Source organism: Pseudomonas sp. Pse1, assembly GCF_024519635.1.
Classification (GTDB): domain Bacteria; phylum Pseudomonadota; class Gammaproteobacteria; order Pseudomonadales; family Pseudomonadaceae; genus Aquipseudomonas.
The window spans coordinates 1-13,458 of the sequence record NZ_JALJRO010000038.1 but is presented as its reverse complement, the minus strand read 5'-3'; the positions used below and the strand labels follow the sequence as shown (position 1 = coordinate 13,458).

Below are 13,458 nucleotides of genomic sequence, written 5' to 3'. Positions count from 1 at the left end.
CCGCAGATCCACTGTAGGAGCGAGCCGGCTCCGGGCGGCGTTCCGACGAAAAACCTGAGACCGCTGCGTGCATTCTGAATGCACGCGTTGTCGTTGACGTCCATCGCGAGCAGGCTCGCTCCTACAATGTCCGTGGCCGATCGCAAAATCTGCATGCACCGCAGATCCACTGTAGGAGCGAGCCGGCTCCGGGCGGCGTTCCGACGAAAAACCAGAGGCCACCTCGTACATTCAGGACAGCTGCGTCATCGTTGACGACCATCGCCAGCAGGCTGGCTCCCACAATGTCCTGGTCGTTCGAAAGATTTTCATCCACCGCATAGATCCTCAGTCAGGCCGGCCGGTAGGCCGCCTCGGCTGCTTTTGATTTTGATCCACCGGCCCCGTTACAGAAGGCTGAGTGGAGGCATTCATCCGAGGGGAGCGCGTAGCGCGCTACGGCGCAGCCGCAGTCATCGAGAGGAGGTGCAGCGAAGCCAACCGGAGGCGATGACCCGCAGATGGATGCCGGAGCGAAGGTACCCCGAGCCTAGGCGAGGGGGCCGGATGTTGGGGCAAAGCCTTTTGCTTACTTTTCGGCGTTTGGAAAAGTGAGTCGCTGTAAGAGCGAAACCATAGGTGGCCGTTACCGCAGGAATGGATATGTACACCGATAAATAGCCATCGCTGCGATGCGGCGGCCCGACAAGCCAGCTCCCACAGGGGATCAACGGTGGCTGCGGAATTTAGCAAGACTTCTCCCACCCAATCTTGACATCCATCAATTCCAACCCCGCACTTTCTCCGTACCCTGCACCGCATGTTGTGTTTTTAAACGATTAAAAACCTATATGTAGTGTTTGGGGGCTGAATGCACAGTACGTTGATCTCAACCGGATGCAACCGTTTGCACAAGCGCAATGGCGACGTGGTTGCCTTTGATGCCGACAAGATCCGCCAGGCGTTGATCGCTGCCGGCAAGGCCACCGGCGACTACACCGAGCTGGAAGTCGAGGGCTTGTTGCCGGCGGTGCTGGCGCGCTTGGAGGGTATGAGCCGGCTGCATGTCGAGCAGGTCCAGGACCGGGTCGAGCGAGTGTTGATGGACGCCGGTTACTTCAACGCGCTGCGCGCCTACATCGTCTACCGCGAACAGCACGGACGCATGCGCCGCGACCGGCGGACCATGGTCGAGGTCGCGACGTCGATGAACGAGTACCTCAATCGCGAAGACTGGCGCGTCCAGGCCAACGCCAACCAGGGCTATTCCCTCGGCGGCCTGGTGCTCAACGTCTCGGGCAAGGTCACTGCCAACTACTGGCTCGACGAGGTCTACAGCGAAGCCATCGGCCAGGCCCATCGCGAGGCGGATCTGCATGTGCATGACCTTGACATGCTCGCCGGCTACTGCGCCGGCTGGTCGCTGCGCACCCTGTTGCACGAGGGCCTCAACGGCGTGCCGGGACGGGTCGAAGCCGGGCCGCCGAAGCACCTGAGCAGCGCCCTGGGGCAGATGGTCAACTTCCTCGGCACCCTGCAGAACGAATGGGCCGGCGCCCAGGCCTTCAGTTCATTCGACACCTACCTGGCGCCCTACGTGCGCAAGGATCAGTTGCCCTATGACGAAGTGCGCCAGGCCATCCAGGAGTTCATCTACAACCTCAACGTGCCCTCGCGCTGGGGCACCCAGACACCTTTTACCAACCTGACTTTCGACTGGGTCTGCCCGGAGGATTTGCGCGAACAGATCCCGGTAATCGGCGGTGAGGAAATGCCCTTTGCCTATGGCGAACTGCAAGTCGAAATGGACCTGCTCAATCGCGCCTACATCGAAGTGATGCAGGCCGGCGACGCCAAGGGCCGGGTGTTCACTTTTCCGATCCCGACCTACAACATCACCCACGACTTCCCCTGGGATAGCGAAAACGCCGACCGCCTGTTCGAAATGACCGCGCGCTACGGCCTGCCGTACTTCCAGAACTTCCTTAACTCGGACATGCAGCCCAACCAGGTGCGCTCGATGTGCTGCCGCCTGCAGCTGGACGTGCGCGAGTTGCTCAAGCGCGGAGGCGGGTTGTTCGGCTCGGCGGAACAGACCGGTTCGCTGGGGGTGGTGACGATCAACTGCGCGCGCCTGGGTTATCTATTCAAGGGCGACAGCAGCGGTTTGCTGCAGCGCGTGGATGAGCTGATGGAGCTGGCGATGGAGAGCCTGGAGGTCAAGCGCAAGGTGATCCAGCACCACATGGACGCCGGCCTGTACCCCTATACCAAGCGCTACCTGGGCACCTTGCGCAATCACTTCTCGACCATCGGCCTCAACGGCCTGCATGAAATGCTGCGCAATTTCAGCGGCGACGAGGAGGGCATGCACACCGAACAGGGCCGGCACTTCGCCGTGCAGTTGCTGGACCATGTGCGCGCGACCCTCGTGCGTTTCCAGGAAGAAACCGGCCACCTCTACAACCTCGAAGCCACCCCGGCGGAAGGCACCACCTACCGTTTCGCCAGGGAAGATTTGAAGCGCTACCCGGAGATTCTCCAGGCCGGCTGCCGCGAGGCGCCGTACTACACCAACTCTTCGCAGTTGCCGGTGGGCTACACCCAGGACCCGTTCGAGGCCCTGGAACTGCAGGACGAACTGCAGTGCAAATACACCGGCGGCACCGTGCTGCACCTGTACATGGCCGAGCGGATTTCCTCGACCCAGGCCTGCAAGCAACTGGTGCGCAAGGCCCTCGGGCGCTTCCGTCTGCCGTACCTGACCGTGACCCCGACCTTCTCGATCTGCCCGGTCCACGGCTACCTCGCCGGCGAGCACGAGTTCTGCCCGAAATGCGACGAAGCCCTGCTGTTGCAGGCGCAGAAAACCGCCAGTGTCCACTGATTTCGATCCACCCAACCGCAAGGAGCTACACCATGACTGCATCGACAACACTGCCCCAGGCGCAACGTCAACGCTGTGAAGTCTGGACCCGGGTGATGGGCTATCACCGCCCGGTCTCGGCCTTCAACCCGGGCAAACAATCGGAGCACCGCGAGCGCGTACATTTCACTGAAAGCGCGGCGCTGGCCGGGCGCCAATGAGCCGAATGCTCAGGGTCGGGGGCCTGTTGCCCCTGACCACCATCGACTATCCGGGGCTACTCGCCTGTGTGCTGTTTTGCCAGGGGTGCGCCTGGCGTTGTCGTTACTGCCATAACCCGCAACTGATCCCGCCTCGGGGTACCGAGGAAATGGACTGGCTGCGGGTTCTGGCGTTTCTGCAGCGCCGTCAGGATTTGCTCGATGCAGTGGTGTTCAGTGGTGGCGAGCCGACCTTGCAGCACGGCCTGCGGGGTGCCATGGATGAAGTGCGCGAGATGGGTTTTCGCATCGGTTTGCACAGCGCCGGGATCAAGCCGCAGGCGTTCGCCAAGGCGGTGGATGGGGCGGATTGGGTGGGCTTCGACGTCAAGGCGTTGCCTGAAGATACCCAGCTGATTACCCGGGTCGGCGGCAGCGGCGCGGCCAATTGGTGCAGCCTCGATTATCTGCTGGCCAGCGGGGTCGACTATGAATGTCGCACCACGGTGCACTGGCACCTGATCGATCCGACGCGGCTGCTGACCCTGGCCCGGCGTTTAAGCGAGCGTGGGGTCAAGCGCTACGCGGTGCAACTGGTGCGCACCGAGCAGATGTTCGATCCCTTGCTGCCAAGCCTTTCGGTCCATGGGGCAGCGCTACCGGAGTTGTGGCAGGCACTGCGTGAGTTGTTCCCGGTGTTTGTCTTGCGCGGATGACGGGGCAGGGCGATTCAGGCCCAGCCCCAGAACTGCAGCCACCAACCCACACCGATCATGCCAACGGCCAGCAGCAGACAGGCGCTGGCCGCGAGTTGCCGTTGCAAAGGCAGACGCGCGCTGTTCAGACGTTGCCAGCCCAGCAGCAGACTCCAGGCCATCGCCGCCAGCAGCAACGCTGCTCGGGCGGGCTGCACCCAGTCCAGGATCAGGCCTTCATAGCGCAGCAATTTCACCGTGGTCGCCGACAGGCCGAGAAACAGCCCGGCGCCACCCAGGGGTGTGAGTGTCAGGGCCAGCGGCCAATAGAGTGTTCGATCTCCCGCCAAACGCGCCGCCATCCTTGTTATCAGAACCAGCGCGCCGCCGAGCAGCAGCGAACTCAGCCCCAGGTAGGCGACGATGCTGAAACCGTCGAGCCAGCTGAAACTGTCGTTGAGTTGCGGGTAGTGAGTAAGCAGCCACCAGGGCGCGTTATCGCCCAGGGCCCAGAGTTGATCGTGCTCCACCAGCCATTGCGCGAGGCTCTGTTTGAGGGTGATGAACCACGGGCTGACCGTCCACTGGAACGCGCCCATGGCCAAGCCGATCACCCCGAACAGCAGCAGGCGCGCGTCCCAGGGTGAGAGGTTCTGCGCGCTCGCCTGGACAATCTCCTGATTGCTCGAACGGGCGATCAATTGCACCGCCCCGCGTTGCCCGCTGCAGCGTCCGCAGGCGTGGCAGTCGCTGGCGCCGCGCATGCGGCGGATATCCAGCAGCGGCGCGCAATTGGGCGGTGGCAAGCGCGCGGCGGAGTTTTCCAGCCAGCGCTGTTCATCGACCCGAAAATGCACCGGCGCCAGGCGTGCCAGCAGGCCGAACACGCCGCTCACCGGGCACAGGTAGCGGCACCAGATGCGTTTGCCGCGGGCGAACAGAAAACCCACCAGTACCGCCGCCACGGTGGATCCGCCGAGAATCAGCAGCGCCGCCTGGGCGTAGTCGTAGACGCTGATGAGTTGGCCATAGAGGGTGGTCAGGCAGAACGCCAACGTCGGCCAGCCGCCCCAGCGCAACCAGCGCGGCACTCGCAGGCCCTTGCCATGCTGGCTGGCCCACTCGCTGAGTGAGCCTTCGGGGCACAACACGCCGCACCAGAGCCGACCGAACAGCACAATCGACAGCAGCACGAACGGCCACCAGATGCCCCAGAACAGAAACTGCGCGAGCAGGGTCAGGTTATCGAGGATCCGCGCCTGGCTGTCCGGCAGCGGCAGCATCGCCGGGAGTAGCAACAGCACGGCGTAGAACAGCACCACCAGCCATTGCAGCCCACGAATCACTCGCGCGTGCCGGCGCATGCCGTCGCCCAGGCGTTGCAGCCAGCGATTGTGCGCACTCAGCCCAGGCATGGCAGCGGCTCCTCGCGGCGTTGTCGCAGCCAGCCGGCGATCAGCAGCCAGTAACCGAGCCACACCGCCAGGGTCAGGGCGCTGGGAGTCGCCCGATAGCCGGCGAATCCCGCGAGGAAACCGCCGATGCCATGGCTGTCATTGAGCCAATGGCTGCTGTCCCACAGCGCGTCGCCGACGCTGCCGTAGACCCATTCCGGCAGGTTCATGGCCAGCAGTTGACCGCCGATGCGCTCGCTGGCGCTGACCAGCAATGCGGCGCCGAGCATCAGCAGCACGGCTTCGCTGAGGGCGAAGAAACGCCGCCAGGAAATAAACCGTCGACTGCTGTGCAGCAAGACAATGGTCAGCGCCGACAGCACCAGGCCCAACAGCCCGCCAACGGCGAACAGCCCCAGCTCCGGCCCGCGCAACCGCGCCCCGGCGCCATAGAGGAAGACCACGGTTTCACTGCCTTCGCGGCTGACCGCCAGCAGCGCCAGCAGCATCAGGCCCAGGCCACCCCGGCGAGCCAGATGCTGGTCGGCGTGGCGCTGCAGGTCCTGCTTGAGGCTGCGGCCGTGGCGATGCATCCAGCCGACCATCTGCACCATCAGCAAACTGGCGATCAGCGCCATCCCGGCCTGGAACCATTCGTTCAGCGCGCCGCTCATGGCGTCGCCGGCAAACATGATCAGCAGCGCCAGCAGGCCCGAGAGCAACAGCCCCAGCAGCACACCGCTCCAGAGGAATTTACTCAGCCGGTGGCTTTGGCTCTGCTGGCTGATCCAGGCCTGAAGAATACCGATGACCAGCAGCGCCTCGACGCTTTCACGCCAGACGATGAACATTGATTGATTCATGCAAGCTCCGTAGGTCAACGGCTCACTTGGCGAGGATGCCGCCCTCGGGCAGCTGGGGGTTGAACTCGTCGAAGAAGGGGTAGTGACCGGGTTTGAGGGGATGAATGACGACGAAGGTGGTGACCCCGGGCGACAGGACTTTCTCCACCCGCAACGGCGTGCTTTCGAATTCGGCGGGCCCCTGGCCGATGTTTTTCAGGACGATCTTGAAGCGCTGCCCCGCCGGCACTTCGAGCACGGCGGGGGAGAAGTGGCCGTCGTTCAGGCTCAGTTCATAGCTGGGCAATTCGGCCAACGCCGGCAGCGGCAGGGCGGCGGCCAGCAGCAGCCAGGCGATCGGCGGGCGTTTCATTTAATAGCCGCCTTTTTTACCGATGCCGGCGTAGACGAACTCGTAGTGCAGTTCGCAGCGTTCGAACCAGGGCGCGACGCCGGTTTCCTTGTCGGTGTGACGGCCCAGTGAGCCATGGCCGCCGGGTGGCAGCAGGGTGAAGGTCAGTTGGTATTTGCCTGGGCCGAGCAGCTTGACGTTGTCACCGTAGTGCGGCCCGTCGTTGGCGACCATGGCGTGGAAATCGCCCTGGATCTGCTCGTCGCTGCCCTGTTTTTTCAGGTTGAACGAGACGTTGAGGTAAGGCACGAAACTGCCTTCCTGAAAGCCCTGGCGATTGTCGGCGGTGGCGCGGATGTCGGCTTCCAGGTGGACATCGGAATCGGCGGTGGCGCGCATCATCCCCGCCGGTTCCATTTCGATCGGCTGCAAATACACCGCCCCGACTTCCAGCCCCGGGCACAACTGCGGCGCACCGATCGGGTATTCCTTGGCCTGCGCCAGCGGAGTGAGCAGGAACAGGGCGAGTGACAGCGAAAACGCGGTACGCATGGTGGATTCCTGAGACGGCGGAGTGGGAAGCCGAGTCTAGGAAGCTTTGTTGTAAACAATAATGATTGTGATCAAGTTTTGAAGAAATCAGCCGGCCGGGTCTTCCCGCCGCTGAAAGCGTTCGGCGCGCTCCACACTGTGGACCATCTGCTGCGCCGCATGCAGGGTCAGCGGATGTTGGGTGAAACCGGGGCGCGGCGAAATGTACTCGGCCATCTCCCGGGCCACCTCGCGCTGGCGCTCCGAACCCTCGGCCAGCAGCGCGACTACCAGGTTTTCCAGGGCAATCACCCGCACCCGCAGGTGCACCAGTTCGGCGTGGGTCAGGGCCGGTGGGGTGGTAAAGGCCTCGTTGTCGAGGGTGCTGACAATGCCCTGGTCGTCCCAGGTCGACAGCGGCGGCACGGTGTTTGGAGCAGGATTCTTGTTGAGCATCGGGTTATCTCCAGGTGGCGTTTATTCAGGATATACGCGTTGTCGGCTATCGCTAGCAGCGGAGCTCCCACAGAGATCACAAGAACTGCGGTCACAGCGAAACATGTAGGAGCTGGCTTGCCAGCGAAGAACTCAGCGACACCGCGTCATCCAGAATGAACGCGGTGTCTGGGCGTTTTTCGCGAGCGAGCTCGCTCCTACAATGGTGTGTTGTATTGCCGCGGCCACCGCCGGCCTTGTGGTCGACCACAAAACCTGTAGGAGCCAGCCTGCTGGCGATGAGGCCATCAGCTCACACCGCATCAACTTCATCGCTAGCATGCTCCCCCAGAGGTGCTTCCCCAGATTCTTGATTTGCATCAAGGCCGGCAGCACGCGAGAGGATTAGATTGAACCTGCGCCCCTCACTCCCCGGAGATCGGCATGGCCAAGCATTTCCCCGACAACCCCAGCCACCCCGAGCGCATTTGCTGGGGCTGTGACCGCTATTGCCCGGCCAAATCCCTGGCCTGCGGCAACGGTGCCGACCGGACCATGCATCCGGTGGAGGTGTTTGGCGAGGATTGGAATTCACCGAATGATTGGGGCCTGGCCGCAGCCACCTCCGAGCAGGCGGCAGAAGCCCCGTTGATCGTCAAATCCTGAGCGTCGCCCCCGTACATCCTCCCGCCAACATCCCTTCTCGCCATCACCGCTCGGCGTTTCTTTGCATCACCCGTCAGGGATTGGAACAGAAGGGCACGGTGAGTCGGTTTTTGCAGGTGTTGGTGGATCATGCGGGGCGGTATGGTTTGTGAAGAGGTACGTTGCTGAAGGCGGGGGAGCCTGGTTGATGAGCAAGCAACGGATGCGTCAATAATTAAACTGTTCGTAATGCCGGACATCCATAGGAATTAATTTGTCTCTCGCCTCATTCACTTCATAAAACTTCCCGTTGGCAAAAAAGTACATTTTACTTCTATTTGAAAAGTAGAACATGTCAGGTGATGCCATGCCACGAAATACCGTCGCGCCGCGATGAGGAATCAAGAGAACTACGTCCCGACCAATCCATCCCAGTACGCCAAACGCCATGTCGAGCTCTGATAATCTTTCGATGTTTCTAGCAGGAGTACATGTAAGTTCGTGCCCTGGGCAACGGATGGGTTTTAAAGCTGCGAATCCGCTTAAGTCAACATATGGACTTTTCGTCCCATGGAAAAATAATGATCCCCCACTATGGGCAATATTGAAATTTCCCCCTCTCGGATCCTCGCCGAAGGGGAAGATGAGCGAAATATTTTTCGGATCTGCCCCATTAAGCTTGTATCTTTGAAAATAGACAAATTCATTGTCTTTCGCATAACTCGACAGATGCCTTTTTTGCCAGTCAGATTTTAATCCCCCATGAACTTCTAAAGGTTTTAATGTTGGTGAGAATTTCGCGACTTTTCGAAGGATACGCTGTTCGACATGATCAACTTGATAGCCCCTTCTATCTGCCGTTAAACAACGCCAAGATGTCAAGTTGTGAAAAAAGCTGCCATTCCAAATTGGCAAGGCTTCTGTTTGTACTCGGTTTTTTCAATCCAATACACCTGTCCTCGCTTGACTACATAGTTACTGAAAAGATAGCGCAAATTCTTGGTACACCTACCTTCCGACTCATCGGTAATCTCAATGCATATATTTTTACTCGGAACTTGTTCCTCGGGTGATTGCGAACTGGCGAAAGCACCGCCAGCGCAACCCATTGACAACGCACCAAGCACGATGCCAACACAAGCATTAAATTTCATTGGATGGTTTCCATTTGACAGTTGTCTTCCGTAGTTAAATTCAGATGTCCTCGCCCCTATTTATCCGAGCAGCTTCCAACCCGGGTAGATAAGGGTGGGGGTTTTCTGCGGGGACAGCGGCCACATGCGTGTGCGGTAGTAAGAGCAGGCCACGGGCGGCAGGATCTCGCCTTGTTTGAAGTAACGCGTGTCGGGGTGCACATCCAGGATGTAGCGCTCATAGTTGAACGAATCGACCGTCCAATACCCGCTTTCCGGGCAGGCTGAACCGGCGGTGCAGGTCGGTCCGTGAAAACTCGCGTCGCGCAAAGCGGGGGAGCCCGGCATAGGTTTGCCGGTGGCTGGGTCGAGGACCATGGCTTTGGCCAGTTGCTGGATCAGCGCCGGGCTGGGTTTTTCCGGGGGGATGTTGGCAAGGCGTTCTTCAAGCCATTGCAGTTTGCCGTCCCATGCGGGGAGTTTGGCGGGTGGAAGGGGGAGGATTTCGTTGAGTTCCGGGACTTTGGGATTGGCGTAGGAATAGCCATAGAGTACTTTCCAGATCTTCTCGTAACGTTCGGCACGTTCGAGATCTTCCGTTTGAGCGAGGTAATGCAACTGATCATCTGGCTTAGGGCCTAGAAAACTTTTAGCCAGGAAAGAAGCAGCGGTACTATCACCGGCCTCAACGCCTAACTGAAAGGCTTCCGTTGCCTCTTGATATTGTCCATCAGTCGATAGGTGAACACCCAACACTCTTGCTGCTATGCCGTGACCTTGTGTGGCGGCACATTCGCGCATTGATAAGGCTACTGTTGGTGCAATACTGATTGGAGCCAACTTCTCGGCTATGTCGTACTGAGCCTGGGCATTGCCCTCATCAGCGGCTTTTCGGAAGTAACGCAAGGCCATCTCCGGATCCTCTTGCAGGCCGGCCGACCCCTGTTTCAAGAAAATCCCCACGAAGTAGTAACCCGTCGCGACATTGTTATCGATCAATTGCTGACTGAGGCGCAGGTGCTCTTGACCCCGTAAGCGGAAATCCCCGCGCATCGAACCATTCTGCAGATTGATATTGGCCTTGAAGTGACTGTTTTCTGCAGCAATGCGATACAAACGCTCAATCTCGGTATCAACAGTTTTATCTTGCTTGAGCACGTTGTTTTTTTGCAGCCAGCGAGCGTACTGGAACAGCACATCAGCTTCGGCAGAGGCAGCGGGAATCTGTTCATGGGTGCAGGTGAAATCCAGCTTGGCCTTGATTTCGGTCAGTGAGTTCAAGGGTGTCTCCTTGGTCGAAGTCGCAGAAGAGGTGCTGCTGTCACAGGCGACTAGCAGCAGGCAGGAAAGCAATAGGAACCGGCGCATCAGTCGAGGTCCGACAGGATGGCTTCGTCGTAATAAAATTCGACGAGTGGGGCATAGGGAGCCTGCTCCCTGGATTGAAGAACTTTGTTCTTATTGATGATTTTCTGCCACGCATCAAACGCCGCCCCGGCATCGTCCTGTACCCCCAAGCCATTGGTATGCAGATCCCACAACCGCCTGCGTAACGCCTGGGTCACACTCGCCCACTCATGGGCAATGTTCATCTCGCTGTCGACCTGCATGCTGCGGGTGTTGATGTTGGCCGAGCCGTGGGTGGTGAAGACGTCGTCGACGATCATCAATTTGGAGTGGATGTACACCGGCATCCAGGGTTTTCCGGCGGGCGAATCGGGCGCCACCAGCGAGCACACATGGACGTTCAGGCCCGGGATTTTGGGTTTTTCTTTGAAGGTTTCTTTCTCGATTGCTTTGATTTTTTCTTCGAGATCGGCCATCCGCCAGCGGTTGTTGTTGGCCGCCTCCTCCCGAGCCTTCCAGGCCTTGAGGCTGCTCTCGCCGTCGGTGGCGGCATCGGTCAAGGTGGTGAGGGCGATCAAGGCCCTGCGTTCCAGCAACTCACCCAGAGTGGGTGCTTCTACTGCGGCCTGGGCTTTTGCCTGTTCGATGCGGCGCAGTTTTGTGACCTTGGGCATGGTGTCGCCGCGCCCCAGGCTTTCGAGCATGCGCTGGGTGTTGACCGTGCCCTTGCCGATACCGTCATCGGTGGCGTTGGTGATCACGAACAGGTGCAAGGCACCATGCAGGCCGGGATCGCGCCCGTCCAGCGTCTGTTTGGCAGCGTTGTGCTTGATCAGGTCGGCCAGCGGTGGCCACCGGAAGTACTGGTTTTCGATGTAGATGAACTGGGTCGCATTGTTGGCGGTTTGCAGATAGAGCCGCTCGATGTCGCGCTTGCCTTCCTGGGGCTGGGTGCGCAGCAGTTGCGCCAACTGGCGGGTCACGCCGGGCTTTAAATGCAATTGCGGGCCAATGAGTTTGGCCTGGCGCAGGATGAACAGGTCTTCTGTGGTTTCCTTGCGCCAGGCAATGGCGAAGTTGTGGTGCAGGTGTTCGAGGATCGGGCCGCTGATCTGGCATGAAATGTCCTGACGCGGAGTGGCACCGCGCGGGCCAGCATCGGGCGCGGGTTTTTCTTTGCCTGAACGTCGCAGGGCCGAGTGCTGGTTGGTGTCCCAATACTCGTCGAGCATGTTGTGACCCATTACAAAGCCGATAGCGCTGTCGGGCAGTTCGTAGTCGACAATTACCGTCTTCTGATGGTGGGTCGCGGTGGTGGTCAATATCGCCAGCGTCGCGGGACTTAACTGCGGGTCGAGGCTTTTGTACTTCGCCTGGTGGGCAATTTCCGTCCTCTCGCTGAGGTTGAATCCACGGCTGACGAACACCGGCACATTGCGCGCCATGAGCATCGCCGGTGCCAGGTGGTCGCTGTGGGCACATCGGGAAAACCACTGGCGGTCGAAGGCGTATTGCTCATCCGAAGAAGGTTGCAGCTTCCGGTCGTAGAATCGGTAAGGGCCCTTGCCGGGCAGATTGGCCTCCCCGGCATAACCTGCACTGTTGAATGGCATCTCCCAGCCCAGCAGCCGCACCTCAACCCCTTTGCTGGCTTTTTCCATCAACAAGTCGCCGATGCACGGCGCCTTGCCATCGCGGATAAAAAACATCGAGGGCTGGAAGCCCCAGCAGATGATGTCCACCGACTTCTTCGCCTGGGCGATGGCCAGGTGCACGGCGCGAAAGGCTTCCTCGCCATTGATCAGCGGTTCATAGGTGGCCTCCAGCGGATGGTATTCGGTGCGCTGCACGTACCAAGGGGCGGTGCAGGTCGCGGTCTGGGTGTGCTGCAAGGCGATGGGCACGATGATGTCGGCTTGGCTCATGGGTTTTTACCTTCCTGGTCGCTGTGGGGGTTCAGCACCGCTTCGTAGCGATCGCGGTGATCCGTGTGGGAGGAGGGCGCGGCGTATTCGTCATCGCTGACCTGGCCGGGGTGGTTTTGCAGCCCGGCATTGGCCAGGTGCGCTTGCTCGGGATTGCGGTACTCGGTGGGCACCGGCACGCCGAAGGACACGCCATTGCTCAACACCATGCGGTAGCTGCGGGTGACCACTTGATGGTCGATGAGCACCGAGCCGCTGTCGTCAAGGACCCCGCGTTGCAGCTCCGCACCATCGGCGTACAGCGTGTAAGGCATGCCTTCCCAACCCCGACCAGATGCATTGGGCACACGCGGCACGCTGAGCCGCACCTGCTGCTGTTGGGACAGGCTTTTTGGGTAGTCCGGATGGGTCGCTTTGATGCTCGCCGGGCCGGTGAAGAACTGCCTCGCCGATTTCACCCGATAATCCCCCACCGTCCCCGACTCGATGCCGCACTCATCCAGGGTGATGTAGCTACCGCCGGCATTCAGGGTGATTTTCTTTTTCGCGGTGATGCGGATTTCGTCTTCGCTGCTGCTGATCTCCAGGCCGTGGCGGGCGATCAGTTGCAGGCGGTCGTTTTGTGCCTGAATCTGCACCGGGCCCTGGTTGGCAATCAGCTTGATCCCGAGCTTGCGCACGAACAGGCTCAGGCCTTCGCCGACGCCGATAAACAGGCGCTTGACCACGCTGAGATCGGCCTCGCCACCGGCGTTGAGCATGAGGTTGTGCTGGGCCGCCAGTTGCAGGTGTTGGCCGCTGGTGAGGGCGATGCCCTTGGGCGCGCTGAGCAGCACGACTTGTGATTGCAGTTGTTTGAGGTCTTCGCGCAGCAGCTTCAGTTGTGCGCTGACATCCGCCGGATCGGCGCTGGCGGCCTGGGCGTCGACCGAGAGTTTTTGCAACTGTTCGCCGGCCTGTTGCAGGCGCTCCACGGCGCTGTCCATTTCCAGCACCGGGCCTTGCGCCTTGGGCTGCGCATCCGCACTGATAAAGATCCCCTTGCCGGCCCGAATCACCCCCCAATCATCGGTCCTCAGCTCAACCCCTTCCCCGCGCTTCTGTTTCTTGGCAT

14 protein-coding genes are annotated in these 13,458 nt (G+C 60.3%); 4 read left to right on the top strand and 10 right to left on the bottom strand.

The annotated features are described in order from the left end of the window. The first annotated feature begins 850 nt into the window (after window positions 1–850). From NR126_RS28005 to NR126_RS27995, 3 genes are read left to right on the top strand one after another with little or no spacing between them, the layout of a single operon-like run. On the top strand, window positions 851–2,866 hold the full coding sequence (locus NR126_RS28005) for a ribonucleoside triphosphate reductase (RefSeq protein ID WP_105756087.1): 2,016 nt from the start codon (window positions 851–853) through the stop codon (window positions 2,864–2,866). A gap of 32 nt (window positions 2,867–2,898) precedes the next feature. Next, window positions 2,899–3,066: an anaerobic ribonucleoside-triphosphate reductase gene (gene nrdD / locus NR126_RS28000; RefSeq protein ID WP_027620414.1), complete on the top strand. Its 168-nt coding sequence runs from the start codon at window positions 2,899–2,901 to the stop codon at window positions 3,064–3,066. After that, complete coding sequence (locus NR126_RS27995) at window positions 3,063–3,761, top strand: anaerobic ribonucleoside-triphosphate reductase activating protein (RefSeq protein ID WP_177433294.1); 699 nt, start codon at window positions 3,063–3,065, stop codon at window positions 3,759–3,761. The genes nrdD and NR126_RS27995 overlap by 4 nt, the downstream gene beginning before the upstream one ends. A 14-nt stretch (window positions 3,762–3,775) precedes the next feature. Here NR126_RS27995 and NR126_RS27990 read toward each other — a convergent pair whose 3' ends face one another. From NR126_RS27990 to NR126_RS27970, 5 genes are all read right to left on the bottom strand, one after another. Next, the gene (locus NR126_RS27990) at window positions 3,776–5,155 is read right to left on the bottom strand and encodes a 4Fe-4S binding protein (RefSeq protein WP_027620412.1); all 1,380 of its coding nucleotides are present in this window, start codon (window positions 5,153–5,155) and stop codon (window positions 3,776–3,778) included. Beyond that, window positions 5,143–5,997, bottom strand: coding sequence for an FTR1 family protein (locus NR126_RS27985; protein ID WP_256832449.1), 855 nt, complete (start codon window positions 5,995–5,997; stop codon window positions 5,143–5,145). Before NR126_RS27985 ends, NR126_RS27990 begins: the two co-directional genes overlap by 13 nt. Window positions 5,998–6,019: 22 nt before the next feature. After that, the gene (locus NR126_RS27980) at window positions 6,020–6,349 is read right to left on the bottom strand and encodes a cupredoxin domain-containing protein (protein ID WP_027620410.1); all 330 of its coding nucleotides are present in this window, start codon (window positions 6,347–6,349) and stop codon (window positions 6,020–6,022) included. Beyond that, window positions 6,350–6,880 carry an iron transporter gene (locus tag NR126_RS27975; RefSeq protein WP_105756084.1) on the bottom strand — a complete coding sequence of 177 codons (531 nt, stop codon included), beginning with the start codon at window positions 6,878–6,880 and terminating at the stop codon, window positions 6,350–6,352. It lies immediately after the preceding gene. Window positions 6,881–6,967: 87 nt separating this feature from the next. Continuing rightward, window positions 6,968–7,315: a hypothetical protein gene (locus tag NR126_RS27970; RefSeq protein WP_027620408.1), complete on the bottom strand. Its 348-nt coding sequence runs from the start codon at window positions 7,313–7,315 to the stop codon at window positions 6,968–6,970. 423 nt (window positions 7,316–7,738) lie between these two features. Here NR126_RS27970 and NR126_RS27965 point away from each other — a divergent pair, with 423 nt between their 5' ends. Further along, window positions 7,739–7,960 carry a DUF3079 domain-containing protein gene (locus NR126_RS27965; RefSeq protein ID WP_256832448.1) on the top strand — a complete coding sequence of 74 codons (222 nt, stop codon included), beginning with the start codon at window positions 7,739–7,741 and terminating at the stop codon, window positions 7,958–7,960. Between the two features lie 207 nt (window positions 7,961–8,167). Here the strand turns inward: NR126_RS27965 and NR126_RS27960 are convergent, their stop codons facing one another. From NR126_RS27960 to NR126_RS27940, 5 genes are all read right to left on the bottom strand, one after another. Further along, a complete protein-coding gene (locus NR126_RS27960; protein WP_256832447.1) occupies window positions 8,168–8,854 on the bottom strand; it encodes a hypothetical protein in 687 nt (228 codons plus the stop codon). Further along, window positions 8,818–9,093, bottom strand: a complete 276-nt coding sequence (locus NR126_RS27955) for a hypothetical protein (RefSeq protein WP_256832446.1) — start codon at window positions 9,091–9,093, stop codon at window positions 8,818–8,820. The genes NR126_RS27960 and NR126_RS27955 overlap by 37 nt, the downstream gene beginning before the upstream one ends. A 60-nt stretch (window positions 9,094–9,153) precedes the next feature. Continuing rightward, window positions 9,154–10,353, bottom strand: a complete 1,200-nt coding sequence (locus NR126_RS27950; protein ID WP_306219054.1) for a DUF6396 domain-containing protein — start codon at window positions 10,351–10,353, stop codon at window positions 9,154–9,156. A gap of 86 nt (window positions 10,354–10,439) precedes the next feature. Next, window positions 10,440–12,344: a phosphatidylserine/phosphatidylglycerophosphate/cardiolipin synthase family protein gene (locus NR126_RS27945; RefSeq protein WP_256832444.1), complete on the bottom strand. Its 1,905-nt coding sequence runs from the start codon at window positions 12,342–12,344 to the stop codon at window positions 10,440–10,442. After that, on the bottom strand, window positions 12,341–13,458 hold a 1,118-nt coding region (locus tag NR126_RS27940; protein WP_256832443.1), incomplete at its 5' end, for a type VI secretion system Vgr family protein. The genes NR126_RS27940 and NR126_RS27945, both read right to left, overlap by 4 nt.